Origin of the sequence: Acinetobacter sp. IK31 (assembly GCF_035615195.1) — a bacterium.
In the GTDB taxonomy this organism is placed as follows: domain Bacteria; phylum Pseudomonadota; class Gammaproteobacteria; order Pseudomonadales; family Moraxellaceae; genus Acinetobacter; species Acinetobacter calcoaceticus_C.
Genome location: NZ_JANBOB010000033.1, coordinates 42,617 through 69,240 on the forward strand (window position 1 = coordinate 42,617; position 26,624 = coordinate 69,240).

At 40.7% G+C, this 26,624-nt stretch carries 21 protein-coding genes; 11 read left to right on the forward strand and 10 right to left on the reverse strand.

Going from position 1 to position 26,624, the window contains the following annotated elements:
* Positions 1-10: 10 nt before the first annotated feature.
* Together MSG66_RS17010 and MSG66_RS17015 are read right to left on the reverse strand one after the other, a co-directional pair.
* On the reverse strand, positions 11-1,249 hold the full coding sequence (locus tag MSG66_RS17010; RefSeq protein ID WP_324654710.1) for an NADH:flavin oxidoreductase/NADH oxidase family protein: 1,239 nt from the start codon (positions 1,247-1,249) through the stop codon (positions 11-13).
* 160 nt (positions 1,250-1,409) lie between these two features.
* Positions 1,410-2,240: an alpha/beta fold hydrolase gene (locus tag MSG66_RS17015; protein WP_133973441.1), complete on the reverse strand. Its 831-nt coding sequence runs from the start codon at positions 2,238-2,240 to the stop codon at positions 1,410-1,412.
* A gap of 327 nt (positions 2,241-2,567) precedes the next feature.
* Between MSG66_RS17015 and MSG66_RS17020 the strand changes: the two genes are divergently transcribed.
* Positions 2,568-3,464 carry an acetoacetate decarboxylase gene (locus MSG66_RS17020; protein ID WP_324654711.1) on the forward strand — a complete coding sequence of 299 codons (897 nt, stop codon included), beginning with the start codon at positions 2,568-2,570 and terminating at the stop codon, positions 3,462-3,464.
* Between the two features lie 62 nt (positions 3,465-3,526).
* Here MSG66_RS17020 and MSG66_RS17025 read toward each other — a convergent pair whose 3' ends face one another.
* From MSG66_RS17025 to abaQ, 3 genes are read right to left on the reverse strand one after another with little or no spacing between them, the layout of a single operon-like run.
* Positions 3,527-5,101, reverse strand: coding sequence for an aldehyde dehydrogenase (NADP(+)) (locus tag MSG66_RS17025; protein WP_324654712.1), 1,575 nt, complete (start codon positions 5,099-5,101; stop codon positions 3,527-3,529).
* A gap of 10 nt (positions 5,102-5,111) precedes the next feature.
* Entirely contained in the window at positions 5,112-6,110 is a 999-nt protein-coding gene (gene araD1, locus MSG66_RS17030) for an AraD1 family protein (protein ID WP_324654713.1), read from the reverse strand.
* Between the two features lie 11 nt (positions 6,111-6,121).
* Positions 6,122-7,426 carry a multidrug efflux MFS transporter AbaQ gene (abaQ, locus tag MSG66_RS17035; RefSeq protein ID WP_324654714.1) on the reverse strand — a complete coding sequence of 435 codons (1,305 nt, stop codon included), beginning with the start codon at positions 7,424-7,426 and terminating at the stop codon, positions 6,122-6,124.
* 168 nt (positions 7,427-7,594) lie between these two features.
* On the opposite strand from abaQ, the gene MSG66_RS17040 reads away from it, so the two are divergent.
* Together MSG66_RS17040 and MSG66_RS17045 are read left to right on the forward strand one after the other, a co-directional pair.
* Positions 7,595-9,328, forward strand: a complete 1,734-nt coding sequence (locus tag MSG66_RS17040; RefSeq protein WP_324654715.1) for an IlvD/Edd family dehydratase — start codon at positions 7,595-7,597, stop codon at positions 9,326-9,328.
* A gap of 83 nt (positions 9,329-9,411) precedes the next feature.
* A complete protein-coding gene (locus tag MSG66_RS17045; RefSeq protein WP_324654716.1) occupies positions 9,412-10,128 on the forward strand; it encodes a FadR/GntR family transcriptional regulator in 717 nt (238 codons plus the stop codon).
* Between the two features lie 74 nt (positions 10,129-10,202).
* Here MSG66_RS17045 and MSG66_RS17050 read toward each other — a convergent pair whose 3' ends face one another.
* Both MSG66_RS17050 and MSG66_RS17055 read right to left on the reverse strand, forming a co-directional pair.
* Positions 10,203-10,997: a TorF family putative porin gene (locus MSG66_RS17050; RefSeq protein ID WP_324654717.1), complete on the reverse strand. Its 795-nt coding sequence runs from the start codon at positions 10,995-10,997 to the stop codon at positions 10,203-10,205.
* Between the two features lie 81 nt (positions 10,998-11,078).
* Complete coding sequence (locus MSG66_RS17055; RefSeq protein ID WP_202741958.1) at positions 11,079-11,993, reverse strand: LysR family transcriptional regulator; 915 nt, start codon at positions 11,991-11,993, stop codon at positions 11,079-11,081.
* 100 nt (positions 11,994-12,093) lie between these two features.
* Here MSG66_RS17055 and MSG66_RS17060 point away from each other — a divergent pair, with 100 nt between their 5' ends.
* From MSG66_RS17060 to MSG66_RS17095, 8 genes are all read left to right on the forward strand, one after another.
* Positions 12,094-13,200 (forward strand): muconate/chloromuconate family cycloisomerase, encoded by a 1,107-nt coding sequence (locus MSG66_RS17060; RefSeq protein ID WP_324654718.1) that lies wholly within the window; start codon positions 12,094-12,096, stop codon positions 13,198-13,200.
* A 23-nt stretch (positions 13,201-13,223) separates the two neighbouring features.
* Positions 13,224-13,514, forward strand: a complete 291-nt coding sequence (catC, locus tag MSG66_RS17065; protein ID WP_003651954.1) for a muconolactone Delta-isomerase — start codon at positions 13,224-13,226, stop codon at positions 13,512-13,514.
* 161 nt (positions 13,515-13,675) lie between these two features.
* Positions 13,676-14,596, forward strand: coding sequence for a catechol 1,2-dioxygenase (gene catA / locus MSG66_RS17070; RefSeq protein WP_324654719.1), 921 nt, complete (start codon positions 13,676-13,678; stop codon positions 14,594-14,596).
* 146 nt (positions 14,597-14,742) lie between these two features.
* The gene (locus tag MSG66_RS17075) at positions 14,743-15,414 is read left to right on the forward strand and encodes a 3-oxoacid CoA-transferase subunit A (RefSeq protein WP_324654720.1); all 672 of its coding nucleotides are present in this window, start codon (positions 14,743-14,745) and stop codon (positions 15,412-15,414) included.
* Between the two features lie 18 nt (positions 15,415-15,432).
* Entirely contained in the window at positions 15,433-16,086 is a 654-nt protein-coding gene (locus MSG66_RS17080) for a 3-oxoacid CoA-transferase subunit B (protein ID WP_324654721.1), read from the forward strand.
* A gap of 475 nt (positions 16,087-16,561) precedes the next feature.
* Positions 16,562-17,773 (forward strand): 3-oxoadipyl-CoA thiolase, encoded by a 1,212-nt coding sequence (gene pcaF / locus MSG66_RS17085; RefSeq protein ID WP_324654722.1) that lies wholly within the window; start codon positions 16,562-16,564, stop codon positions 17,771-17,773.
* Positions 17,774-17,783: 10 nt separating this feature from the next.
* Positions 17,784-18,563: a 3-oxoadipate enol-lactonase gene (gene pcaD, locus MSG66_RS17090; protein ID WP_324654723.1), complete on the forward strand. Its 780-nt coding sequence runs from the start codon at positions 17,784-17,786 to the stop codon at positions 18,561-18,563.
* A 259-nt stretch (positions 18,564-18,822) separates the two neighbouring features.
* Entirely contained in the window at positions 18,823-21,285 is a 2,463-nt protein-coding gene (locus MSG66_RS17095; RefSeq protein ID WP_324654724.1) for a penicillin acylase family protein, read from the forward strand.
* Between the two features lie 69 nt (positions 21,286-21,354).
* On the opposite strand, the gene MSG66_RS17100 is transcribed toward MSG66_RS17095, so the two are convergent.
* From MSG66_RS17100 to tynA, 3 genes are all read right to left on the reverse strand, one after another.
* On the reverse strand, positions 21,355-22,842 hold the full coding sequence (locus MSG66_RS17100) for an NAD-dependent phenylacetaldehyde dehydrogenase (RefSeq protein WP_324654725.1): 1,488 nt from the start codon (positions 22,840-22,842) through the stop codon (positions 21,355-21,357).
* Between the two features lie 33 nt (positions 22,843-22,875).
* On the reverse strand, positions 22,876-24,093 hold the full coding sequence (locus MSG66_RS17105; protein WP_324654879.1) for a hypothetical protein: 1,218 nt from the start codon (positions 24,091-24,093) through the stop codon (positions 22,876-22,878).
* 142 nt (positions 24,094-24,235) lie between these two features.
* Complete coding sequence (gene tynA / locus MSG66_RS17110; RefSeq protein ID WP_324654726.1) at positions 24,236-26,551, reverse strand: primary-amine oxidase; 2,316 nt, start codon at positions 26,549-26,551, stop codon at positions 24,236-24,238.
* Between the last annotated feature and the right edge of the window lie 73 nt (positions 26,552-26,624).

Below are 26,624 nucleotides of genomic sequence, written 5' to 3' on the forward strand. Positions count from 1 at the left end.
AACTCACTTATTAAGAAGCAAATGAATAGTCACGCATACCTTTTTTGTATTGTCGGGTACGGCATGACATAGCTGATTGTTGTAAAATTAAAGCCCAAGCTGGTGAAACAGTCGGTTTTGTTTTTTTACCAGAGCTTAAATTACGTAACTGGAATTTGACCACCGCCATATTGGCAAGTGAAGCAAGTGTTTTGTTTTCCCAAGTAATCGGTTTTAATTCAGGAGTAATATTCTGGCCTTGTTTCCAAGCATTTGGCAAATTAGGTTCAATTGCTAAAGCAGTTGCAATACCGACCATATCTACCCCGCTTTCAACTACTTTCTCTGCCACTTGTTTACGGCGTATGCCACCTGTCACCATAACAGGCATTTTGGCAACTTTACGAATTTCTTGTGCAAATTCTAAAAAGTAAGCTTCGCGGGCAAGTGTCCGCCCATCGCGTGCTTGGCCCTGCATTGCAGGTGCTTCATAGCTACCACCAGAGAGCTCAACCAAATCGACCGCATGTTCATTTAGCATTTTAACGACTTGTTGGGCATCTTCTGCGCTAAATCCACCACGTTGGAAATCGGCTGAATTTAGCTTTACGGCAACAGTGAACTCAGGTGTCACCACTTCACGGACTGCTTTAACAATTTCAATTAAAATACGCGCTCGGTTTTCTAAAGAACCACCCCAACGATCTTGGCGTTTATTACTGAGTGGAGAAAGAAACTGACTTAATAAATAGCCATGTGCTGCATGAATTTCAACTCCGGTAAATCCAGCTTTTTCACCTAAACGCGCCGTATTTGCAAAACGTTGAATCACCTCTGCAATCATGTCTTCATTCATTTCGATTGGTGCATTAAAGCGATTTGACATTTTGCCTAAATCTAGTGAAATTGCCGAAGGTGCCCATGTTTGTTGACCAAGATTGGCTTGCATTTGACGACCCGGATGATTAATTTGAAGCCAAACTTGCGCGCCTTTCGAACGTCCAATTTGTGCCCATTTTTTAAAAGTATCTAGATGCTTCTCATCTTCAAGCACCACACCTCCCGGTCCAGTCATTGCTCGACGGTCTACCATCACATTTCCAGTAATGATTAGACCTACGCCACCATTTGCCCAAGTCTGATATAAACGCATCAACTCTTCTGAGGGTGCATGGTTAATATCAGCCATATTTTCTTCCATTGCCGCTTTTGCAATTCGGTTAGAAACATATGAGCCATTTGGAAATACTAATTTTTCGAACACTTTCATTGGAATGACCTCATTCAGTATGGCTTCACTTTAAGGTTAAAGCTAACTTTAATGTCAATACTTTTTCACCTTATATCACTTAATAAATTGAATTAACTTATTTTTTTATAAAAAAAGAGGCATTTGTTATGCCTCTTTTTTTACAGTTTAATATTTTTAATTACTCGCGAATGAAGGCTAATAAGTCCGCATTAATCACTTCATGGTTTACGGTTAACATGCCATGCGAAAAACCTGGGTAGATTTTGAGTTGGCTATTTTGAAGCAGCTCAGCAGATTTCACGCCAGAAGTTTTATAAGGCACGATCTGGTCATCGTCACCATGTAACACTAAAACAGGAACCGTGATTTTCTTTAAATCTTCGGTGAAATCAGTTTGTGAAAAAGCTACGATACCATCGTAATGCGCTTTCGCGCTGCCTGTCATCCCCTGACGCCACCAGTTAGCAATAATACCTTCCGATGGCTTCGCATCAGGTCGGTTAAAACCATAGAACGGGCCAGATGGCAAGTCACGGAAAAATTGTGCGCGATTGGTAAGAACTTGATTTTGAAGATCATCAAAAACTTCTTTTGGTAAACCCTCGGGATTATTTTCAGTTTTAACCATCAGCGGCGGTACTGCGCTGACAAGGACAGCTTTTGCAACATTTTCTTCGCCATGACGAGCGATATAGTGAGCCACCTCACCACCGCCTGTTGAGTGGCCAATATGAATTGCATTTTTAATATTGAGATGTTTAACCACCTCTGCAACATCATCTGCGTAATGGTCCATATCGTGGCCATCCCAGACTTGACTAGAGCGACCATGCCCTCGTCTGTCATGAGCCACCACACGATAGCCTTCTCCTAAAAAGAAAAGTAATTGAGTGTCCCAATCATCTGAACTTAAAGGCCAACCGTGATGAAAAAATAAAACTTGGGCATCGCGTGGTCCCCAATCTTTATAGAAAATATCTACACCATCTTTTGTGGTTACATAACCCATCTTTGTTCTCCTGCTGAAAATCTGTTTCTAGATCGTTATAAAGGTTTGAATGTTTATACTAAGGTTAAAGTTAGCTTCAAGGTCAACAGTCTTAACTTATTTTTAAAATAAAATTTATATGAATAGTCTAGATTACTTTGTATCTTTTTAATATTTAATTGTTTTTTATTTTATTTCTTTTAAATATTAAAGCTCTTATACATGAAAATTAAAGTCTTGACTTTAAAGTTAACTTTAATCTTATAGTGACTACATTGGCTATAAATTAACACGTCTCGATATGGACAAACGTAGCTACTCGGTCAATTAATGTAAAGGTGAACTCTCATGAATATAAAACAACAGTTTACTGAGGTTGAATTTGGGCAACAAAAAGTCAAAGTACCCAAAGGTGGTTATTATGACCGTTTTAGAATGAACCCCGATTTAGATGAAGTCGCTCAAGACCCTGCTGCTGGCAACATCGATTTTTTCCGTCATATTCCTAAAAAAATTGTCGAATCTCGTGTAGGTCCTGTTTGGGCACCTAACTTTTATTATCGCAGTGCTAATGTACAGCTTTTAATGCTCGCTCCGATTAAGCACATTAAGGCAAAACTTCCCGCTGCTTTAACGCCATTACAACCATTTCCGGGTTATGGGTTGGTAGCCGTCACATTTTTTACCTATTCAGTTTGTGACAATGACCCATATAACGAAGTGTCAATTGCGATTGTTGTACGTAAACCTAATACTCGTGGACCACACATTGCAGAATTAATGAAATCGATTCGTCAACGTCATTTTCATGCCCATGTTTTAGCTTTGCCTGTAGATACAGAAATTGCCAGAGTACGAGGTGTATATGGTTACCAGCTACCGAAATGGCTGACTAAAATTAATGTCAATATTAACCCAAAAGAGATTAAAGCCGATATTGCCGATCTTAATGGCAAATTAGATTTAAGTCTAAAAACAGCTGTTCCAACGTTAAAACATGTCGATTCTGAAATGCATATCAACAAAGCCACTATGCTACATGTTGTTGATGGCAAATGGCACCAAACAGAAGTTCAATCTAATATTCTTTCTTTTGCGCAAAAGCTTTTCCCGAAAAATGTGCAACTTGAGAAAAACGAGGGACCTTTAACAAAGTTACTAAATGAATTAGGTGCTTCAAAAATTCTACGCTTAGATGTAGTGGAAGATGCTCAGGTGGTACTTAATTTGCCCACTCCACTGTAGATTTATTGCTATTCATAACAAATAATGAAAAAGAGACCCTTAACAGGTCTCTTTTTAGTTTATTAGACTGCTTCTCTTGTCATCTCACCATTTACGAGTCTTAAAATCTGTAATGGGTTGCTGTCTTTCAAAGCCTCTGGCAATAAACTTTGCGGGTAGTTCTGGTAACACACCGGACGTAAGTAACGGTCAATTGCCAAGGTTCCAACCGAGGTGCCTCTGGCATCTGATGTTGCTGGGTACGGTCCACCATGCACCATCGCATCACAGACTTCAACACCAGTAGGATAGCCATTTAACAGTAAGCGACCTGCCTTTTCTTCTAGTACAGGAACCACATCTGTAAACTCGTTTAAGTCTGCTTCATCGGCAATTAAAGTTGCAGTGAGCTGACCGTTCATGCTTTGTAGGGCTTGCAGAAGTTGCGCTTTATCTGCCACTTCAATCACAACAGTTGCCGGACCAAAGATTTCTTCTTGCAGAAGCTGGTCACCTGCCAGTAATAACCCAACATCAGCTTTAAACAATTGTGGCTGAGCCTGATTGCCTTGTTGGGTTTGGCCTGCCAAATGTTCAATGCCTTGGTGCTCAGTTAAGTGTTCCAGACCTGCCGCATAGCTTTTTAAGGTTCCGGCATTCAGCATGGTTTGAGCAGGTTTGCCGCCCATAATATTGGTCAGATTACTAATGAGCTGACTAAATTCGGCTGACTTAATTCCCCAAATTAGGCCCGGATTGGTACAGAACTGACCGCAGCCTAGAACGACTGAATCTGCCAAGTCCTGTGCAATTTTTTCACCACGGCTTTTTAAGGCTTCGGGCAACATTAGCATTGGGTTAATACTGCTCATTTCAGCAAATACTGGAATCGGTTGTGGACGTGCTGCTGCCATGTCACATAAAGCCCGTCCACCTCGGAGTGAACCGGTAAAACCCACCGCTTGAATGAGTGGATGCTTAACTAAAGGTTCGCCCACACCATTACCATAAATCATGTTAAATACGCCTTTAGGCATATTTGATTTCTCTACTGCACGTTCAATTGCCTGAGCCACAAAGTCTGCTGTGGCCATGTGACCGCTATGGGCTTTCACCACCACAGAACAACCTGCCGCTAAAGCAGAGGCAGTGTCGCCACCTGCGGTTGAAAAGGCTAATGGAAAGTTACTTGCACCAAATACTGCAACGGGGCCAACACCGATTTTAATCTGGCGTAGGTCTGGGCGTGGTAAAGGCTGACGCTCTGGCAAAGCTGTATCAATACGAGCTCCTAAAAAGTCACCACGGCGCAACACTTTGGCGAACAGACGCATTTGTCCACTGGTACGACCGCGTTCACCTTGTAAACGTGCAAGTGGTAAAGCAGTTTCTTGTGAAACGACCTCTAGAAAATCTGTACCTAAAGCATCAAGTTCATCGGCAATATTTTCTAAAAAGGTGGCACGCTGTTCAGGTGAAGTGTGACGGTAAGTTTTAAAAGCTTTACTCGCAGCTTCACAAGCCTGATTCACTTCCTGTTCGGTTGCATGGCGGAACTCATAAGGCAGAGATTCGCCAGTTGTTGCATCCACACTTTTTAATAAGTTTGTACTTTGAGCACTGCGTGAACCGCCAATAAAGTTATATCCAATGATCATTTTAAATTCCTTAAAGTGTAATGACTGAACCAATAGGTAGCTCTGGTTGTGTAGGGGCAAGTTTGTTTTTAAGCGGGTAGCCAAACTCTTTCATTTCAATTTCAAACTCATCATTTACTTGCGCTTGAATACCGTCAGCAAAAGACAAAGTCGCTGTACCGAAATAGTGAATGTGAACATCGCCTGCTTTTAAAAATTGTTGATACTTGAAGTGGTGATATTCTAGATTTGCCAAGCTATGGCACATGTTGTCTTCACCCGACAGAAACTCTTTTTCCCAAATGATTTGTCCGTCACGGCGCAAACGACTTGTGCCCACCAAATGTTTTGGTAACTCGCCTGTTCGTAAAGCTGGACCAAAACTGCAAAAACGCAATTTTGAATGAGCCAGATATAGATAATTACGGCGTTCCATCACATGATCAGAATATTCATTACCCAGTGCAAATCCGATTCGGTAAGGCTTTAAGTCTTCGCCAATGACATATAGGCCTGCAATTTCAGGTTCTTCTCCGCCATCTTCGGCAAAGGGAGGTAAAGGCAAATCTGCTCCTGGTCTCACCACAATTGAACCATCGCCTTTATAGAACCATTCTGGCTGTGCACCCACCTGTCCTTCTGCTGGGCGGCCCTTTTGTAGACCCCACTGAAATATCCGCATGGTGTCTGTGACGGAGCTATCATCACTTAAATTTTGTTGATGCATTTTGTCGCGCGCAGATGCCGAACCTAAATGGGTTAAACCTGTGCCAGAAATTAAACAATGTGTCGGATCTGGATGGTCCAATGGTGGCAAGACTTTTAGATCTGCTAATAAAGCTAAATAGTCATAGGTTTCTGCTTCAAAACCTTGAGTCTCAACTTGCTGTTCCAATGAAACTTTATTACGAATTGCCAAAAGTGCTAAATCACGAACCGATTGAATATTTTTAACCGGATACGCCATGTTGCCTTCCACTTTTGCGACGGCACGCTGATTTGCACGATTTTCAAATTGAATAATTTGCATGTTTTATTCCTTTAGAATGGCTTTTGAATATTCACTGTTTGTGTTTTTTGACGTTCGAGCTTGGCATATACGATGTAGGTCAAGATCAAGCCGAAAATCATGACAATTGATAAGAAATACAAACCAGCAGCCATATTTCCTGTGTATTCTTTTAAAAGTCCGATACCAAACGGCCCGACATAGCCACCTAAATTCCCAACAGAGTTAATTAAGGCAATACCAGCAGCGGCGCTTGCACCCGTTAAGAAACGACCCGGTAAAGTCCAGAACACAGCCGTTGATGAAAATAGGCAAAATGCAACCACAGCCAAAGCAGCCAATTGCATGACTGGAGAATGTAACCAACCACTTAAAAACATTGCGCAAGCGCCTAATGCGTAAAGAAAACTTAAGTGTCCATAACGATCATTTAGACGATCGGTACTACGTGGAATAATGAGAAGACCAATAATTCCAAAAATGTAGGGAATGCTAGACAAGAAACCAATTTGAAGATCGGTGCCGCCTCCAAATTGTTTGATAATAGAAGGCAACCACAGATTTAGACCATAAATACTTAAAGTTACTGGTAAATAGTAGAGTGCCAATAAAAGTACGCGTTTATCTTTTAAAGCATGTAATGGATTGGCGTGTCTAGTTTGATCGTATTCCGCTTCATCTTTAATAAGTTCATTTTTAAGCCATTGCTTTTGCTCAATGCTCAACCATTTCACTTTATCAATATTATCTGGCAGCCAAAGGAATGTTGGTAAAGCTAATAAAACCGCAGGCAATCCAACTGCAATAAATAACCATTGCCAACCATGTAAATTTGCAATGCCATCCATGCCAAGTAATAGACCTGCTAAAGGCCCAGCAATCATCATGGCAATGGGCTGTGAAAGCACAAACATGCCCATGATTTTTCCACGGTGGCGTACTGGGTACCATTGCGTAATCAGATATAAAACACCCGGAAAAAAGCCTGCCTCAGCTACACCGAGTAGAAACCGTAGAAAATAAAAGCTTTTTGGTCCTTGAATAAGTGCCATTGCCATGGTGATTAAACCCCACGTCAACAAAATGCGGGTAAACCATTTACGGGCGCCAAATTTATCTAAAAGCAAATTACTTGGAACTTCAAAAAGAAAATATCCAATAAAAAATAGACCTGCTCCTAGACCATAGGCTGCATCACCAATTCCAACATCAGCACCCATGTGCAAATGGGCAAAACCAACAGCGGCCCGATCGATATATGCGACCAGATAAAGTATGACTAATGCGGGTATGAGCTTAAACGTGACCGTCCGTATTACATCCTTTTCAAAATCCATCTTTGTCTCCATTTCCATTATTTATGTATAGAGCTTCTTGCTCACAAATAATCATTTTTATTTAAAATATAGTATTACTATTTAAATTTCAAATCTTTTAAAAGTAATTTTTTTAGTGTATTTTTATTTAAATAAATTTAAATAGTAATACTATATAGGGAAATTTGTATGAAAAACAAACAAGCTCTTCGTTCGGCAGCTTGGTTCGGTACAACTGATAAAAATGGCTTTATGTATCGTAGCTGGATGAAGAACCAAGGAATTCCTGATCATGAGTTTCAAGGTAAACCAATCATTGGAATTTGTAATACATGGTCTGAACTCACACCCTGTAATGCACATTTTCGAAAAATTGCCGAACATGTAAAAAAAGGAATTTTGGAAGCAGGCGGTTACCCTGTGGAGTTCCCAGTGTTTTCAAATGGTGAATCAAATTTGCGTCCAACCGCTATGTTCACGCGTAACTTGGCCAGCATGGATGTTGAAGAAGCCATTCGTGGCAACCCTATTGACGGCGTGGTGCTACTTACAGGCTGTGACAAAACGACACCTGCATTATTAATGGGTGCTGCAAGCTGTGATATTCCAGCAATTGTAGTGACTGGTGGCCCAATGCTTAACGGTAAACACAAAGGTAAAGACATTGGTGCAGGCACAATTGTTTGGCAAATGCATGAAGAATTAAAAGCGGGCAAAATTGATTTAAATGAATTTTTATCTGCCGAGTCTGGCATGTCACGCTCAGCTGGTACATGTAATACCATGGGCACCGCTTCTACAATGGCGTGTATGGCTGAAGCTTTAGGTACGTCTTTACCACACAACGCAGCTATTCCAGCGGTAGACTCACGCCGTTATGTGTTGGCCCACCTATCGGGTATGCGTATTGTCGACATGGTGCATGAAGATTTACGTCTATCTAAAATTCTAACCAAAGAAGCTTTTGAAAATGCCATTAAAGTCAATGCTGCAATTGGTGGTTCTACCAATGCGGTTATTCACTTAAAAGCAATTGCCGGCCGTATTGGGGTCGATTTACAACTCGATGACTGGAACCGTGTCGGCCGTGGCATGCCTACCATTGTTGACTTACAGCCTTCTGGCCGTTTTTTAATGGAAGAATTTTATTATAGTGGTGGTTTACCTGCTGTAATTCGCCGTATGGGCGAAGCGAATTTATTACCACATCCACAAGCGTTAACCGTAAATGGTCAAGCCATTTGGGAAAATTGCCAGCAGTCACCTATTTATAACGATGAAGTCATTCGAAAAATTGATAATCCAATTCGACAAGATGGCGGTATGTGTATTTTACGTGGCAATTTAGCGCCCAAAGGTGCTGTGCTCAAACCCTCTGCTGCGACACCCGAACTCATGAAACACCGTGGCCGTGCAGTCGTGTTTGAAAACTTTGATGACTATAAAGCCCGCATTAACGATCCAGACCTTGATGTCGATGAAACATGTATTCTTGTCATGAAAAATGCTGGTCCTAAAGGATATCCAGGTATGGCTGAAGTTGGAAATATGGGGTTACCTCCAAAAGTTTTAGCCAAAGGCATTACCGATATGGTCCGTATTTCCGATGCACGTATGAGTGGTACAGCATACGGCACCGTAGTTTTACATGTTGCACCCGAAGCAATGGCTGGTGGACCTTTAGCCGCAGTTCAAAATGGTGACTTCATCGAACTCGATGCCTATGAAGGAAAACTTCACCTAGAAGTGAGTGATGAAGAACTTCAACAACGTCTTGAGAGTTTAGCACCTCCTGCTGCTCCAAGTTTTATTGGTGGCTACCGCAAACTCTATGTAGAACATGTCTTACAAGCAGATGAAGGTTGTGATTTTGATTTCTTGGTTGGCTGCCGCGGTTCAGAAGTTCCACGCCATTCTCACTAAATTTATTTCTATAAAAAGATGACCTTGTTAAAAGACAAGGTCATCTATACCATAGGATATTCAACGTGTCGTAATAGTAAAATATGAGTAAAGCTGACTATAAAAATCCTATTCCTAGCAAAAGCCAACATGCATTAATTGTTCAACAACTCGGGCTAAAAATTGTTTCTGGAGAAATTTTGGAAAATGAAAAGCTGCCAAGTGAAGTTGATTTGTGTGAGGAATACAAAGTCAGCCGACCTGTTTTTCGTGAGGCGATACGTGTTTTAAATGCCAAGGGTTTAACTTACTCAAGGCCTAAAATTGGTACCGTTGTTAGACCTAAAGATGAATGGCATTTACTCGACCCAGATGTACTTTTTTGGCTAATTCAAACCACTCCTGAACATGAGTTTTTTAAGACTCTCTCTACCGTACGACGAGTTCTTGAACCAGAGTTAGCTTATATTGCAGCAAGCACAGCCACCGATGAAGATATTCAACGTATTAAACATGCCTATGAAGGTATGGAAAAAGCTGTAACGGTGGAAGAATTTATAGAGCCAGATATTCAATTTCATCTGGCGATTGCCAAAGCAACACATAATGAACTATTGGCCTATATGTCAAAAATGCTGGTTTTACCCTTACAGCAATCTATTCAGGTCACCAGTCTACGCCCCAATTTACAAGGTCATTCATTGCCAAGGCATAAAGCAATTTTGACAGCAATTGAAAATAAAGATCCATTATCAGCACGCCATGCCTCTCTCGTTCAATTAGACGATACTAAAATGGCTTACGATTTAATCAAAAAATAATTTTTATACATCTTAATTATTTAGCACCTGATTATCCCAAGACAAAGTAATCAGGTGTTTTTTATATTTTGAAATTAGAAAACCTTTTTCACTGATACCGTAAATGTTGAGTCAATCGGATTCGAAATAGGTGCATCTGGCTCACCATTCGTATAATTTTTATAGTACCCATCCTTATCCCAAGCTTTGGTGTAGGCTAATCCTGTATTCCAACCGTCGCCTAAATCTTTAATAAGCTCGACTTTAACATCCTGAAAATTAGCTTCTGAGAAATTTTTAATTCTTTCATAGCCATAATGGGCACCAAAAGTCCAAGTTTCATTTATTGGCTGCGTAAAAGTTAAATCCAGATATGTTGTTCCTCTTGAGCGTTTACCTTCTGGACCACCCATCGTATTTGAGTTATAGCCTGCATAATCTGGCGTGTAAGTAATAAAGTATTTAAGCGTTAAAGGTCCATAACCAATTTGCGGCACAATTTCGCCATAGTCATAACTGGTACTACCCGTTTCAGATGTGCTTTCAGCTCCCGGATAGTAGTAATAAAAAACCGTCATGCCAGCCGAAAACTTATCAAAAGTTTTTATATAACCTGCATAAAAGTCCCACTCAACTGAAGCATCTCGAAGATACTTTGAACTCACATTTGATGCCCAAGTACCCACAAATAATCCATTGGGATTTGCATAGTCTAAACCAATCTGTAATGCAGGCTTGCCCCAAGTTTGTTGGAAACCACGTGATATATATTGACTTGCGAAGGTTACATTTGCACTGTATGGAGAAATTTGTTCTTGTTCATTTAATTGTTCAGCATGTACAACACCAGTAGACATAATGAGAGAAGCTATTCCTAAAATTTTTCTCATTCAATAATTCCTTTTACATATTACCTATAGTTTTAAAGTTTTAAAATAACATGAAAATTCAATTTTAATCGTATTAAAAATTTATAAATTTAAGTTTCTGGACACTTCTTCTTGGCTATAGATCTCTTCAATACAGTCTAAAATTTTAGGAATATACGAACTTTGATCCATGTTTCGCATAGATAGAGAAATCGGACTATAAGCTTCTAAGTCCAAGATATTTAAGTAAGTTAAATTCTTCATTCCAATGTCACAGGCACTTTCTGGAATAATACAAATCCCTTCTCCGGACGCCACGAGTCCCAATGCCATATGAATTTCTCGCACTTCGGTGAATTTGGCTGGAATTAAACCTAACTTGGTAAATAAAGCTTGAATGGTGGTGGAAAAGTTCGGCTTAGGCGTAGTTGGATAAGAAAAAATCGTCTCATTAATAATTTGAGATAAATAAATTCCCGAATCTTGAAATTCACCTAAAGGATGTTTTTTATGAATCGCTAATTTTAATTTTTCTTTTCTGAGTAGAAGTCTTTTTATGGCTGGATCACTAATGGGTAATCGACCAAAACCTAAATCGATTTTCCCTAATTTTAAAGCTTCAACCTGATCTCGTGTTCCGCACTCAATCAGTTCGACATGAATGTCAGGATTTTTTTGTCTAAATAAATAAATGATTTGTGGTAGACGCCCATAAAGCAGTGAGCTGACATAACCTACTTTGACAATGTTATCGACCAGCTTCATTTTTTTAGCCATAGAAGCCGCTTGAGCGGTATGCGTTAAGATTTGTACCGCATGTTGGTAAAAAAACAGGCCTGCTTCTGTCGCTTTTAATGGACGTGAACCTTTCACAAACAAATCAATCCCTAACTCTTCCTCTAGTTTTTTGATTTGACGTGTTAAAGGTGGCTGGGCAATAAAAAGCTTCTCAGCCGCTTTTGTCAGGCTTTGCTCTTCAACAACGGTAACAAAATAACGTAGATGTCTTAATTCCATTAATATACCTTTTTAGTATCTTAAAATACCGTTCTATATCTATTTTAGGCTATTACATTCTTCTATGGTATGTAAATAAGTTTGAAATAGTTGAAACTTCATGTATAGAACCATAGAAACCATACTTGTGGATATTCCAACTATCCGTCCTCACCAGTTGTCTGTAACCACAATGCGTACTCAGACTTTGGTGCTCGTTAAAATTACGACTACGGATGGTATTGTCGGTTGGGGTGAAGCGACCACCATTGGTGGACTGAACTATGGTGAAGAAAGTCCTGAAAGTGTCAAAGCCAATATTGATACTTACTTTGCACCATTACTCACATCAGTTAAAGATTTAAACGTTGCTCAAACACTAAAACTGATTCGTAAAAATATTAATGGTAACCGTTTTGCGAAATGTGCCATTCAGACTGCCCTACTTGATATTCAGGCAAAACGTTTAGGCGTGCCATTAAGCGAAGTTTTAGGTGGACGTCTACGCAATAGTTTACCTGTACTTTGGACTCTGGCGTCTGGCGACACAGAAAAAGATATTGCTGAAGCGCGAAAAATGATTGAGTTGAAACGTCATAACACGTTCAAGCTCAAAATTGGCTCACGCCCTTTACAGCACGATGTTGACCATGTCATTGCAATTAAAAAAGCACTTGGCACAGATATTAGTGTACGTGTTGATGTAAATCGTGCATGGTCAGAGCTGGAATGTATTCAAGGTATTCAACAACTGCAAGATGGCGGAATCGACTTAATCGAACAACCTTGTGCTATTCAAAATACTGAAGCACTTGCTCGTTTAACCCATCGTTTTGATGTCGCAATCATGGCTGATGAAGCTTTAACTGGACCAGACAGTGCGTACCGTATTTCAAAAAATCATGGCGCCGATGTATTTGCAGTAAAAATTGAGCAATCTGGCGGTCTAATTGAAGCATGTGAAGTTGCCAAAATTGCAGGTTTGGCTGGAATCGACCTTTATGGCGGCACCATGCTTGAAGGCCCTGTAGGTAGCATTGCGTCTGCTCATGCATTTGCAACTTTTGAAACATTAGCATTCGGTACCGAATTATTTGGCCCGTTATTACTGACCGAAGAAATTTTAAAAGAACCTTTACACTACGAGAACTTTGAATTGCACTTGCCAACAGCTCCAGGCCTAGGCATTGAAATTGATGAAAACAAAGTTGAGAAGTTACGTCGCTAAGGCAACAGGATAAGGAGTTTCCCATGTTATTTCATGTACGTATGGATGTGCATATTCCACTTGATATGCCAGCCGACAAAGCAAATGAAATTAAGGCCGTTGAAAAAGCCTATTCGCAAGACTTACAACGTCAAGGTAAATGGCGTCACATCTGGCGAGTTACAGGTCAGTACTCAAACATCAGTATTTTTGATGTAGAGAGCAATGAGGAATTGCACAATATTTTACAGGGATTACCCCTCTATCCTTACATGAACATCGAAGTCATGGCACTTAATCGCCACCCTTCTTCTGTTCGTGATGATGATTCGTAAATCAAAAAGAATTTTTAAATGTGATTTCTGAAGTCCATTTAAAAACTAAATATATTGATTCAGAAGGTAACAAGGAATGTGGCAGTAATTATTCGCTAGCAAAAAAAAATGCCCGCAACACTGCCACCCAAAACCGTATTGCATACTTAAGGAGTTTTAGTATGAACCGTCAACAAATTGATGCGCTTGTAAAACAAATGAATATCGACACAGCTAAAGGCCAAGTCGATGCACGTGTTCAGCAAATTGTAGTGCGCCTTCTCGGGGATTTATTTCAAGCCATCGAAGATTTAGATATCCAACCGTCAGAAGTGTGGAAAGGTTTGGAATATTTCACAGATGCAGGCCAAGCCAATGAACTTGGACTGTTGGCAGCTGGTCTAGGTCTTGAGCATTACCTTGATTTACGTGCTGATGAAGCCGATGCCAAAGCAGGCGTTGCTGGTGGTACGCCTCGTACCATCGAAGGCCCACTTTATGTAGCTGGTGCGCCTGAAACTGTTGGTTTTGCACGTATGGATGATGGTACTGAAACAGGCAAAATTGATACCTTAATTATTGAAGGTACTGTGACAGATACCGATGGCAAAATCATTGAAAATGCAAAAGTTGAAATATGGCATGCCAACAGCTTGGGTAATTACTCATTCTTTGACAAGTCTCAATCTGACTTTAACTTACGTCGTAGTATTTTGACTGATGCTGATGGTAAATATGTTGCGCTAACGACTATGCCTGTTGGTTATGGTTGCCCTCCAGAAGGAACCACCCAAGCGCTTCTTAACAAGTTAGGTCGCCATGGTAACCGTCCATCGCACGTTCATTACTTCGTGTCTGCACCAGACTTCCGTAAGCTTACAACTCAATTCAATATTGAGGGTGATGAGTACTTATGGGACGACTTTGCCTTCGCTACTCGTGACGGTTTAGTTGCAACAGCAGTTGATGTAACTGACCCAGCTGAAATTCAACGTCGTGGTTTAGATCACGCTTTCAAACACATCACATTTAACATTGAACTTGTGAAAGACGCCGCTGCTGCACCTTCTACTGAAGTTGAACGCCGTCGTGCTAGTGCTTAATGATCTAAGTCAGATGGATTAAAAGTTCGCTTTTAATCCATCTTTTTGGAAGCTTTATTTATGACTACCCCTAAGAATTTCGAATAAATTTTTAGCGGTAGTCATAAATAATCTACACCCTTACCCCACGTTTTAAGGTTTTTCACATGATTGACAAAAGTAAGTCCTCACTTACCGAGGTTCTGTCGCAAATTAAAGATGGTGCCACCATCCTGATTGGTGGTTTTGGTACCGCAGGACAACCCGCTGAACTCATTGATGGACTAATTGAACTGGGTATTAAGGACCTGACCATTGTCAGCAACAATGCCGGTAATGGCGATTATGGTCTGGCTAAACTGCTGAAAGCCGGTTCAGTTAAAAAAGTCATCTGTTCTTTTCCTCGTCAGTCAGACTCTTATGTGTTTGATGAGCTGTACCGTGCCGGAAAAGTAGAGCTTGAAGTCGTACCACAAGGTAATCTGGCGTGTCGTATTCAGGCAGCGGGTATGGGATTAGGTGCCGTGTTTACCCCAACAGGCTTTGGAACACTTTTGGCTGAAGGCAAAGAAACACGCGAGATTGATGGTAAAGACTACGTACTTGAATATCCGATCAAAGCTGATTTTGCCTTGATTAAAGCTTACAAGGGCGACCGTTGGGGTAATCTGGTTTACCGTAAATCTGCGCGTAACTTTGGCCCGATTATGGCTATGGCTGCTGATGTCACCATTGTTCAAGTCTCTGAGGTAGTAGAGTTAGGTGGATTAGATCCAGAGCACATCATTACCCCAGGCATCTTTGTACAGCATGTTGTTCAAGTCGCGCAAGCACAGTAAGCAATAAGGAGAAATAACATGAGCTACCAGAAACTCAGCCGTGACCAGATTGCAAAACGTGTGGCACAAGACATTCCCGATGGGGCCTATGTAAACCTAGGCATTGGTTTGCCAACCAAGATCGCAAGCTATTTACCTAATGACAAAGATATTTTCCTTCATTCTGAAAATGGTTTATTGGCTTTTGGCCCACCACCAGTGGCGGGTGAAGAAGACCCCGAACTGATTAATGCAGGTAAAGAGTTTGTGACCATGCTAGAAGGTGGTAGCTTTTTTCATCACGGTGACTCATTTGCCATGATGCGTGGTGGTCACCTTGATATTGCAGTGCTGGGTGCATTTCAGGTTGCAGCGAATGGTGACTTGGCGAACTGGCACACGGGTGCACCGGATGCGATTCCTGCTGTTGGTGGTGCGATGGATTTGGCAGTAGGTGCCAAGAAAGTATTTATCACCACAGACCATGTGACCAAGCAAGGTGAGCCGAAGATTGTAGCTGAGCTGAGCTATCCGGTGACGGGTAAACGCTGTGTTGACCGTATTTACACTGACCTTTGTGTGATTGATGTGACCAAAGATGGTTTAAAGGTGATTGAGAAAGTGGAAGGTCTCAGCTTTGATGAGTTACAGGCTTTGACTGGTGCAACTTTGATTGATGCGACAAAAGTTTAGGGTTTACACAGCCGCAAATTACGAGTTAAAGCAAAAGTTTTTTCTATAGGCAATGACTTACTTTTTAAGGATAAAAAGTAACAAAAATCCTTTGTTACTCAGACGCAACATCCCTGTTGTGCTTAGCAACGAGGCGACATCCATGTCGCCACCGCGAAACACTGAATAGAATGCTTTGAATACGGTTCTTGCTTATTAAGATTTGGATTTTCACCATAATTCACTATCGTGACAGGCGACATGGATGTCGCTAAGTGGAACAGGGAGGCAAGGAAGCCTCCTCTGTTCAACAAAGGTTTTTGGTTACTTTTTTAAAAAAGTGACAAGAATTAGCTACTGGCATTTGGCTCAACACGATAAGACTCCGTCGTGGCCACTTCTAACTTAGTAAAGACGAGAAGTACCAGTAAATGCTGGAAAAAGAGTCTAACGATGTGGTAATGACAGCAACAGATTTCAAAATGGAAATGTAAGAATGAAAAACGCTTATATCATCGATGCCATCCGTACTCCATTCGGCCGTTATGCCGGTGGCCTTGCACCTGTCCGTGCCGATGACCTTGGCGCTGTGCCGATTAAAGCACTCATGCAGCGTAACCCGAATGTGGATTGGGAACAGGTTGATGATGTGATCTATGGCTGCGCCAACCAAGCCGGTGAAGATAACCGTAATGTTGGCCGTATGTCAGCACTGCTTGCGGGTTTGCCATATCAGGTGCCAGCAACCACCATTAACCGTCTCTGTGGTTCATCACTCGATGCCATTGCCATTGCTGCCCGTGCTATTAAAGCAGGTGAAGCAAATCTAGTAATTGCTGGTGGTGTAGAGAGCATGAGCCGTGCACCCTATGTGATGGGCAAGTCAGACAGTGCCTTTGGCCGTAGTCAGAAGATTGAAGACACCACCATGGGCTGGCGTTTCATTAACCCAAAACTTAAAGAATTGTATGGTGTTGACACCATGCCCCAGACTGCCGAAAACGTGGCTGAACAGTTCAACGTGAATCGTGCAGATCAGGACCAGTTTGCCTTGGTGAGCCAACAACGCACCGCAAGCGCGCAAGCCAAAGGCTTTTTTTCTAAAGAAATCGTGGCAGTTGAAATCCCTCAGCGTAAGGGGGATGCAATTATTATCGGTACCGATGAACAGCCACGTGCTTCAACCCTCGAAGGCTTAAGCAAGCTTAAACCTGTGGTTAAAGCAGATGGTACAGTCACTGCGGGTAATGCTTCAGGCATTAATGATGGTGCAGCAGCTTTACTGATTGCTTCTGATGATGCAGTTCAGGCTTATAACCTAAAACCACGTGCCAAGATCATTGCTTCAACAGCAGTGGGGGTAGAACCCCGCATTATGGGTTTTGCTCCAGCACCAGCCATTAAAAAATTACTTAAACAAGCCAACCTGACCTTAGATCAGATGGATGTGATTGAGTTAAATGAAGCTTTTGCTGCACAGGCTTTGGCAGTGACCCGTGATTTAGGTCTGCCAGATGATTCTGCCAAGGTAAATCCAAATGGCGGTGCAATTGCTTTGGGTCATCCGTTAGGTGCATCAGGTGCACGCCTAGTCACCACAGCCTTAAACCAGCTTGAGCAAACAGGTGGTCGTTATGCCTTGTGTTCAATGTGTATTGGTGTGGGGCTAGGTATTGCTTTGATTATTGAACGTGTTGAAGCACATTAAGGAGAAATAAATGCCATCTTTTCAATCTGCTGATGCACAAATTAACTATCAAACTTTTGGCGAACCCTCTTCTCCTGCTCTGGTATTTTCCAACTCTTTGGGCACCAACTATGGCATGTGGCAAAAACAGTTTAATGAGTTAAAAGATCAATTTTTTGTGATCTGCTATGACACACGTGGTCACGGTTCATCATCTACGCCTGACGGCCCATACACTGTCGCGCAATTAGGTGAAGATGTTGTCCATTTACTCGACCATCTGAATATTAGCAAAGCTGCTTTTTGTGGTATTTCTATGGGCGGTTTAACAGGTCAATGGCTGGCAATTCACTACCCTGACCGTTTTAGTCATGTGGTTGTAGCAAATACTGCCGCTAAAATTGGGCAAGAACAAGCATGGCTTGACCGTGCAAAATTAGTACGTGAGCAAGGTTTACAACCAATCGCAGCTACAGCAGCTTCGCGATGGTTTACAGATCCCTTTATCCAAAGTCATCCTTCAATTGTCCACAACCTGTGTAACGACTTAAGTGCTGGCAGCGCAATAGGTTATGCCAATTGTTGCGAGGCTTTGGCTAAAGCGGATGTCCGTGAGCAATTAAAAGACATTAAAGTTCCAGTATTAGTGATTGCTGGAACTCAAGACCCAGTAACAACCGTTGGAGATGGTCAATTTATGCAGCAGCATATTCCCCAATCAAAGCTTGCAGAAATAGACGCCTCTCATATTTCAAATGTAGAGCAGCCAGAAGTTTTTAATAAAATTTTAAAGGATTTTTTAGTGAGCTAATTTAGTTTTTATAAAATTCATTCATTTCTAAAAAGGCCAATCATGGCCTTTTTTATTAACTCAAAATAGAAATTTAAATAACTTGTTCGAGAAGGTATAAATATATACCTCAAATGTGATGGAAAATTACATGGATAAATAACAGTATTTTAATTTCATGAACAGGGCTTGTTCATCAGTGACGTGAATCTAAGTTGATTCTTAAATCATTCACTTCTACATCACAATGAAAGTAAGGATATCTAAATTGAACATACTTATGCTGAACTCTCGGCCTCACCCTACACGCCCTTTAATTAAATATGGAACATTACTTTTAGGTGTGCTTTTAGCGGGTTGTAATTCTTCGTCAAGTTTAGACCCCACACCGACACAAAAGCAGATCACAATTAAGCGTGATAACTTTGGTACGCCCCATGTATATGCAAATGATACCTACGGACTTTTCTACGGTTATGGCTATTCGGTAGCGACCGATCGATTATTCCAGATGGAAATGTCAAAACGTACAGGACAAGGCACTGTTGCTGAGGTACTCGGCCCCGACTATCTTCAATATGATATTGCTACACATAGCCGTTTTGACCCAGAAAATATTAAACAACAACTTGCTGCGCTCTCACCTGAAGATCGAGCAATGTTTGAAGGTTATGCTGCAGGTTTTAATAAACGGGTTAAAGAAGTTTTAGCAGATCCAACTCTTATGCCTAAAGAGTTCACAGATCATGGTTTTAAGCCCTCAACGTGGCAAACAGAAGATATTGCTATGGTTTGGGTGGGCTTAATTTTAAATCGCTTCTTTTCGGCAAGTTCTGAAGTCTCAAATTTAGATTTACTCACACAACTGCAAAAAGAAAAAGGCCAAGAAGAAGGCCTTAAAGTCTATCAACAATTACGCTGGCTAGATGACCCAAGCGCTCCAACCATTATTCAATCTGCACAAAAACCACAGCTAGTAGCACGCCAACAGCAAATAATTAAAGACATTAGCCCCATCTCGAATAAAGCAGCAAAAACCTATTTAGCCCAAGCTCGCATTGCTTTAGGTAAAAGTGTGGTAGATGGCGTACCGACTGCAAGTAATGCTTGGGTTTTAAAAGGCGATAAGACTATTGAAGGTCAAGCAGTTTTATATAATGGCCCCCAACAAGGATGGTATACACCAGCAATCACCTATAGCATTGGTTTACATGGTGCTGGCTATAATTTGACAGGTATTACACCAGTCGGATTACCTGCAATTTTATTTGGAACCAATGGAAAAATAGCATGGGGGTCTACCGTAGGTTCGCTCGATACTAACGATGTTTACCAACTCACTCTAAATCCAAGCAATTCAAAAGAATATTTATATAAAGGAACTTATATTCCATTTGAGCACAAACAAGTAAAAATTAAAGTTAAGAATCAAGCTGACCATGTTTTAGATGTTTATAAAAGTAAACAAGGTTTTGTAAGTACATGGGATGAAAATAACCATACGGCGTATGCACAAAAACGTAGCTGGGAAGGCGTAGAAATTGAAAGCTTATTAGGATGGGCAAATGCCGCGAAGGCCTCCAACTGGGATGAGTTTCTTGCTCAAGCCAAACGTGTAGCGGCTTCTATCACTTGGTTCTATGCCGATACTAAAAATAATATTGGTGTTGCTGCTTTAGGCCGCTTACCTATTCGCCCTGAAAACCAGCATATTCAGCTTCCAGCTAAAGGAGATGGTTCAATGGAGTGGCAAGGTTTTTACGACTTCTCACACAACCCTAAAGAATACAACCCACAAAAAGGCTATATCACAAGCTGGAATAACAAAGCCTATGCTGGTTTACGCTCAGATTCCTCAAACTTTTCTTATGTAGATCGGGTCAATGAACTGCTTGAACCTTTAGAAAGTAAACCCAAACTGAGTCAGCAAGAAATTTGGGAAATTAATAAAACGGCAGCATGGTCTGATTTAAATGCTCGCTATTTTGTGCCTTATATGATCAAAGCTGCACAAAGTCCTAAAGCATCACCATTAGCTAAAAAAGTAGCTCCTTTGCTTGCCAATTGGGATCTTAAATTACGTCCAGACAGCGAAGCAAAATACTATCAAGGTGCGGCACCAGCCATTACGCGCGTATGGCTCAATCAAATGATTGAACTGGTACTCAAACCCAACCTATCAGAGAATATTTATAAGCGTTATACCGATACGCTTTATCCGATAAATAATGATCCACGGAGTGCACAACCAGCGAGTGCATCGAAATTAATCTGGAATGCACTGCAAGGAAAACAGGCAAGCGTTCCTCAGAATGTTGATTTCTTAAAAGGGCAAACAGCAGATGAGGTTGTATTAAAGGCTTTAGAAAATGCGCTGACTGAACTTTCAAAACAATATCACTCTAACGACCCGAATGACTGGAAAATTCCGGTCGCAACCATGGGCTTTTCCAGCAAAAATTCGGTAGGTATTCCATGGGCTGATCCATCGCATGAACAACAGCTCAGCACTTATGGAAATACGGGAAGTGCAACCTTCAGAGTGGTTTTAAATCCAAATCAAGTCACGATGTGTTCAATTTTAGCTCCTGGACAAAGTGGCTTTATTAATCAAAATGGAAAACCTGATGCCCACTTTGCTGACCAACTCCCTTTATTTGAAAGTTACAAATGCAAAGATGATGCCGTTAGCCAAAAGCAAATCGACCAATCAACTCAACAAAGCATCACTTTAAACTATTAACTTTTAGTCCAATTTTTATTTTAAAGACAGAGGTTTGTTATTTATAAAATGACAAACCTCTTTATTGGCTTAATACCGAATCATGACCGATTTTAACTCGGTGTAATCTTCGATAAATGCATCTGAAAACTCTCTTCCTATCCCTGAAGCTTTAACGCCGCCAAATGGAACCGACGGATCTAAGAAAGTATGCATATTGACCCATAAAGTCCCTGCTTCAATTTTAGGAATTAAACGCAAAGCTTTAGACAAATCATTTGTCCAGATACTGGCGGTTAAACCAAAACGCGATTGATTCATAAGCTGAATAAGCTCTTCATCAGTTTCAAACGGCATTACCCCAACCACTGGTCCAAATGTCTCTTCTGAAAATAAAGGATCCTCGGTATTTTTAAAGGAAATTAAAGTCGGCTGCACAAAATATCCTGTCTGATCTAAAGCCTCACCCCCTACAATAATCTGGTTGTTTGCTTTTGCCATATCTAAATAATGTTTCACTTTATGAAAGTGTGGCTGGTTAGAAAGTGGACCAAACATACTTCCTTCATCCATCGCTGACCCAATTTTGAAACCAGAGAGTGCTTTAGAGAGTTTTTCCACCAATTCATCGTATTTTGTATGGTGTACAAAAAACCGCTCTGGAGATGCGCAAACTTGACCTTGATGCACAAAAGTTGCTTGCAACAAAGTCGGTAAAATCTCATCAATATTGGCATCAGCCAAGATTGCTATGGCATTTTTACCGCCTAGCTCCAGACTTACCCGAGTTAAATCACTGCTCACTGCGAGCTTGCCAATCGCAATGCCTGTTGGTACTGAACCTGTAAACGAGACTTTCTTAACGAGCGGCGACTCAATTAAATATTGTCCTGTATCGCCCTTACCCGTAACCACATTAATCACACCAGCCGGTATACCTGCCTCAATGGCAAGTTCGGCTAAACGTAATAAAGATAAGCTGGCAAACTCACTTGGTTTAAGCACAATGGTACAACCAGTTGTTAAAGCTGAACCGATTTTCCAAACACCAATCATCAGTGAAAAATTCCATGGCACAATCCCTGCGACTACACCAATCGGTTGCCTTAAAGTAAAGGCTGTATATTTTTCACCTTGTATTGATGGAATAGAAGGTTGCATGGTTTGGCCATTAATTTTGGTTGCCCACCCAGCAAAGTATCTTAAGAAAATAACAGATTGTGCGACTTCAAGATGGCGGGAAATATTGATGAGTTTTCCAGTAGATAAAGTCTCGAGCTGAGCAAGTTCTTCACCATATTGCTCAATTAAATCAGCCAGTTTATTCAGTTTAACGCCACGTTCATACGGTGTCGTTTCCGCCCAAGCATTTTGGAAAGCATGTTCAGCACTTTTCACGGCGCTTTCAACGTCTTGTTGACTACCAATACTAATTTGAGCAACCACTTGTTCAGTCGATGGATTTACTATATCCACTTTATCTAAATGCTCAGCAGCAACTAACTTTCCATCAATAAAGTGTCCATGTTGACGTGCCATAAATTGCTGTACGCTTGCTAGAATTTGAACTTCACTCATTTTTATTTCTCTCAATTCATTTAAAAGAATCTATTAATAGATGTATTGCAGAATCAACTGTGCATACACATTGGTTTTGTCATCGTAGTTTTGAGTACCGCCACTCTGGATATCCTGTTTAGGCTTATAGAGTCCAACCAACGGAATAACGTTAAGTTTTTTATTGACGGACCAAACCGAGAACACATCCAGCTCCTGTCCATCGACATTGCTTAAAGACTTATTTACTGTTTTGAACTTATAGGCCAAAGCACCCAACATAAAATTTTCTTTTAAGTTCATCATGTAAGAGACTTGATGAATATCTGCATTTTTATTGAATGGGCCAGCATAATTTCCGGCAACTTCTCCCTGAAACCACGTGCCAAACCCAACCGTATTCCCATAAAACATCGGATCGTATTGGTCTGAAAAATGGCTAAAACGGTAACCTAATGAGGGCGTATATTTTGAAGATAAAAAGTTATAGTTCAGCCCTACGTAACCTGCATTTTCTTGACCATCTTTTTTATCTTGAACAACAAACTCAGTTTTAAGTTGTAGTTCTGACAAAGGTTGATAATTTAAGCGTAAGGCATAATTTTTAAGGTCTTGTCGTCCTGAAACTTGTTCAGCATCTTCAAGGTCTAATACATTTAAGTAAGTAAACCCAACGCCCTTATCTTTAAGCTGATACATCAGATCAGTTACAAAGAGTTCAGATGAAAATTGTGCTTTATTATTCGATTTTAAATAAGCCAGTTTTAGCGTTGTATTCTCTTGCGGTTTGTATTGAAGCAGACTGGTAAAATCAAAGCTGCGTCGTGCTGCCAGATAATATGCCCCGCCTCGGTCTAAGGCGCCATCTGCTGGAGGTTTGCCGAGATTTAATGCATCACCCGCAATGAAAAAACCATCACCAATCATGATATTTTGTCGGCCAATACTTAAATCATAGGTAGCCAACTCATCTTTATTGGTACCGTCTTTAAAGCCAATGATCCATTCATTCACATCTGTTTTGCGTTCCTTACCATTACTATTTTGGCCTGCGTCGCCATCGCCAAATGTTGCTGAGCTAATACCACTCAAGCTTGCATAGAGCTGATTATTTTTAAAGGTATATTGCCCTTTAGCACCATATTTAAGGTGGCCCTCTTGCCAATTTATTCTTTCTTCATCTAGGTTTTCTCCGTTATAGCTTTTACCGCTACTAAAAGCCCCAAAAGTTGCTTCAAAAGTCGGTTTAATTTCAAGCTCACCAGCATGCACAGTTGAAAAAAATGAGACAAAGAGAGTCCCTCTCATCACTTGAGAAAGTAGAGTTTTCATACAAAATTCCTTTTTGTGAACGGCTTACCAGCGCTCAGGAATGGGTAACTTATTCGTTACCCATTCTGGCTCATGCACATTTTTAGTGATGGTCGTGCTGCGTGTTTTGCTCTTCTTCACCCAAGTTTAAAGTCGGCGTGTTGTCAAAGAAGTTCCACGGTTTGATGAGGGTATTGACCCACTCTGTCGGCATGATTGGCCATTCTTCAGCACGTGCTACATGCGTTGTACCTGTTGTCATCCACACCACAAGGTCTTTATTTTCAATATTTTCGTTGTTGCCAATGAATTGACCTAAGCCTGTGTCATGAGTCGAACGGTTTGAATATTTACCTTCAGGATAGCGCTCTTCTGGATTGTACTGAGTCACCCAAATTTGCTTATCCATAAAATTAAGACGTTTAAATAGCCATTCATCTTTAGAAAAATTGGCTCCTTTTGCCACAGGGTGTGTTCCACCTGCAAACGGAATCAATTGGTAAGAAACTGGATTACCTAATTTATTTTCCTTGTTGAAATTCGTGAGTAAGCGAATGGTGGATGGATCAAATTTTTCAGCTGCATTTTGTTCATTGGTAATCACGCGGCTATCAATTTGCATCGTACTTGTACGAACATCACCTTTGTCGTTGGCCTTCACTACAGGGTCCATGTGCATGGAGCTGTTTTTTTCACCATCTACATCCATATCTAAACGGAAGTTATAGATGTGCTGATGCGTTGTACCCACAATATTATGGTCAATCAAAGTTCCATATTTGGTGTCTTCTTTTGCGGTGCTGTCATGCATGGTGCGTGATTTAACGCCTTTCACGGCTTCAATACCTGTTGCGCCCGCATTAATTCCAATTACACCATTTTGAGCAAATACCCAGTCAAACATGTAATCGTAGTTACCGACTGTACTAATCCAACGCACCACAAGTTCACGGCGTGCTTCACTGGCATCTTGGTTACCAAAAATTTCATGATGTTTATATTCAGGTCCAGCATAACGTTCAAACACAGCAATAGCATTTGGAATTACTTGTGGTTGGCCTTTGTAATCTGCAATCACGGCATCAAGTAAAACAGCGTTGTCTGGTGCATCAGTTCCCGGAAGAATAGATGAGGTAAGGGTTCCCATCCCATATTCGCCAGAGTCCAAATAAGATTTGAAGTACCATCCAATATCAGGGTCGCCATATGGAACCACCATTCCACCAAGGTTACCTTCATACATGACTTTACGTTTTACGCCCTTATCTTTATAGGTCACGGTTGAAAGCTGTAAGCCAACACGAGAATCTAAGGCCACATGGAAGCACCAGTTACCCCAGTGTACGGTTTGGCCTGTAATGGAAAAGTTCTTACCCTCTGGTTCAGTAATATTGAGTGGTTTTAGCTTACTTGCTACGGGCTTATTCGACATATAAGGTCGATTTGCCATTGGCACAGGAATGATCGCGCCTTCTTCAATCTTAATAATTTTTTCTTTATCTAAATCGACTACAGCAACTAAATTTTCAATAGGATGCGCCCAGTAGTTACCATCTCCTACATCGAGGTAAGCGACGACTTTTAATATATTGAGTTGTTTATCAAGTCCATCTTTACCGCCAAAATATCCAACGGTCAGTGGTGTAGCAATCACTTTCTTCACATCTGTGATGCCGCGTTTGCGTAAAGCATCTTGATACTCTTTACTTGTCTCAATTACACGCTGTACGGCCTCAAAATTATCTAGAAGCACCATTCCATGAGTGTCTTTAAGTACATTCCATTTGGTGACTTGTTGAGTGTTAAGATTAACTTCACCTTCAATCGCTTGACTCCCCTTTAACAAAATGAAAGATGCAATTCGAGCGTCTTTAAATTCTTTGTGATTAATAAAGTAATCCCAAACTTTTGCTTTTTCAGGCTCTTTAAGCTTTAACTCGGCAAAACGCATATTTTTATAGGCGTATTTCGAGCGGTTAATGACATCAAATGTCTTTTTAATTTCGTCGGAATTTAAGCTATTAAGTGGATGAAATGTATTTTCAATTTTAAAGGTTTGATCTAAACCAGACTGGAAAACTTCATTAAAAAAATCTTTTCCAATAACAGGTTTACCATCTTTAATTAGTAAAGGCACACTGAGCTTGAAAGGTTTGCCATTCACCAAAACCTGATCTGAGTTAGGTTTAGCTCTAACCACCATAGAACCCTTGGTAATCATATAAGTATTGGTAAAATCATCTTTTACAACTTTGGCGCCCTGCTCACCCATGTTTTGATAAAGAGACACCATTTCGGCTTTTTCACCATGAGCATAAGCTTGAGTATTTAATCCCCAAAAGCTTGCAGCGATTGATAAGTTAAGTGCCAATATTTTTTGTATATCATTGAATAATCGTTGTTTACGCATCGGTTTCATCCTTTTCATCTATCCCTGAACTATCTGAATCAGACAGTTAAAAATGCACTATCCTGTGTGTGAAATTTATTAG